This is a genomic window from Frankia sp. CoWAU3, assembly GCF_977971855.1.
The window spans coordinates 1-1,695 of sequence record NZ_CDWWXB010000271.1; the positions used below are offsets into that span (position 1 = coordinate 1).

General features: G+C 69.1%; 1 protein-coding gene and 1 pseudogene. Both read right to left on the reverse strand.

What is annotated here, in order from left to right; translation table 11 throughout:
• Window positions 1-38 precede the first annotated feature (38 nt).
• Window positions 39-743 (reverse strand): annotated as a pseudogene (locus AC08ON_RS16950) (transposase); the annotation flags it as partial.
• Window positions 713-1,681: a transposase gene (locus AC08ON_RS16955; RefSeq protein WP_476617328.1), complete on the reverse strand. Its 969-nt coding sequence runs from the start codon at window positions 1,679-1,681 to the stop codon at window positions 713-715. The pseudogene AC08ON_RS16950 and the gene AC08ON_RS16955, both read right to left, overlap by 31 nt.
• Window positions 1,682-1,695: the final 14 nt, after the last annotated feature.

Sequence of the window (1,695 nt, forward strand, 5' to 3'; positions counted from 1 at the left end):
TCTAGGAAACTCCCGCTAGAGCGCCGGTCAAGTAGTCATCAGGCTGCTTGCTGATCGTGTTTTTGGCGGGCGATGACGTGGAGGTTGTGGACGACGGCGGTGCGGCGGAGGTCGAACAGGTTCTTGCGCTGTCCGTGGTAGCGGGCGCGGCGGCCTTGCCAGTGGCCGACGTGGGCGAGGGTGTGTTCGACTTTGGTGCGTTCGCGGAGGCGGGCGCGGCCGGCGGGGGTGTGCTGGCGTTCGCGGAGCTCGGTGAGCAGGGCTTCGTCGGGGTGGATGGTCACGCTGCGCCCCGTCGCGCTGGTGGTGCATCGTTCTCGCAGGGGGCAGGCCGCGCAGACCTTCGCGGGGAAACGCACGGTGCGGCCTGGGGCGAAGGGCATCGTGACCTGGTGGGGGCAGGTGAGCAGGCCGCGGTCGAAGTCCAGGGTGAAGGCGGTCTTGGCATACCGGCCGGTGGCATTACGTACCCGCCACGCCTTGCAGAAGATCTCCAGGTTGGGGTCGCGGTCACGCACCAGGGTGGAAGACAGGTAGGCCCGGTCGATGTGGAGCTCGGTCAGGCGGAGATTCTGGGCGGCCAGGTCGTCGCTGATCGTGTTGGTGACGGTGGCTTCGGGCACGTTGGCGGGGGTGAGCCCGACCGCGGGCACCAGCCCGGTGTCCAGGTCGGTGACCACGTGGCGTTTGTACCCGTCGACGACTCTGCTGCTTAATTCGCGGTTGGGGTTGTGCGCTGCTGGCTGAGGCGGGTGAGCCTGCTGGCGCGGGGTGTGAAGGGTGGCTGGTCGGGGTTCCAGTGGGCGTCGAGGCGGAGGACGTTGACCGCGGTGGCGGAGAAGGCGTGTTGGAGGCGGGTCTTGGGCAGGCCGCGGTAGCGGGCGTTGCGCAGGCCGGTGACGTCGAGGGCCTGGTTGATCGTGCCCTCGATCCCGGCGCGCAGGGCGTACCTGGTCTTCCAGGTGTCGGTGGCCTGCTCGGCGTGGGCGGTGGCCAGGGTTTCGTGGAGTTCTCGGGGGCGCAGGCTGAGGTAACGGGTGCGGCGGGTGGAGGTGGTGCACGCTTTCTGGGTGGGGCAGGGGTGGCAGTCGGTGCGGGCGAACGCGACGACGATGGCGTCGCGTTCGTGCTGGCGGACGGGGTACCAGCCGGTGCTGGTGTGGCCCTGCGGGCAGCGGACCTGGCGGGCTTTCCAGTCGATCCGGAACGCGGCCTTGTCGAACCCGGCGTTGGCCTTGGCCTGGGGTGAGTGGTCGAGGAGGGCTGGGGTGACCATGGTGATGCCCCGGGTGGCGGCGTCGTGGATGAGGTCGGCGCTGGAGTAGCCGGCGTCGAGGTAGTGCTCGCCCGGGGTGAGGCCACGCTCAGCGAGGCTGGCCTGGACGATCTCGGTGGCCTTCACGTCCGGGACGCTCGCCTGGGTGGTGAGAACGTCCGTGATCAGCCGTAACGGCAACACGTCGGCTCCGGCTCCGGGGGGAGGGTCGCAGGTTTCGGTGAGGTGGACCTTGTAGCCGCACCAGAACAGGTCGTCGCCCTTGGCCGCCCACCGCGCATCGCGGTCGTAGGGGGAGGCCAAGCGACGATGTCCAGGCGGGACACCCTGTCTGTCGGCGTTCCGCTTTGCGATCACCTCCCGTCCCCGGGGATCGGTGGACAGGTAGTAGGTCTGCACCAGCATCTCGCGCAGGAACG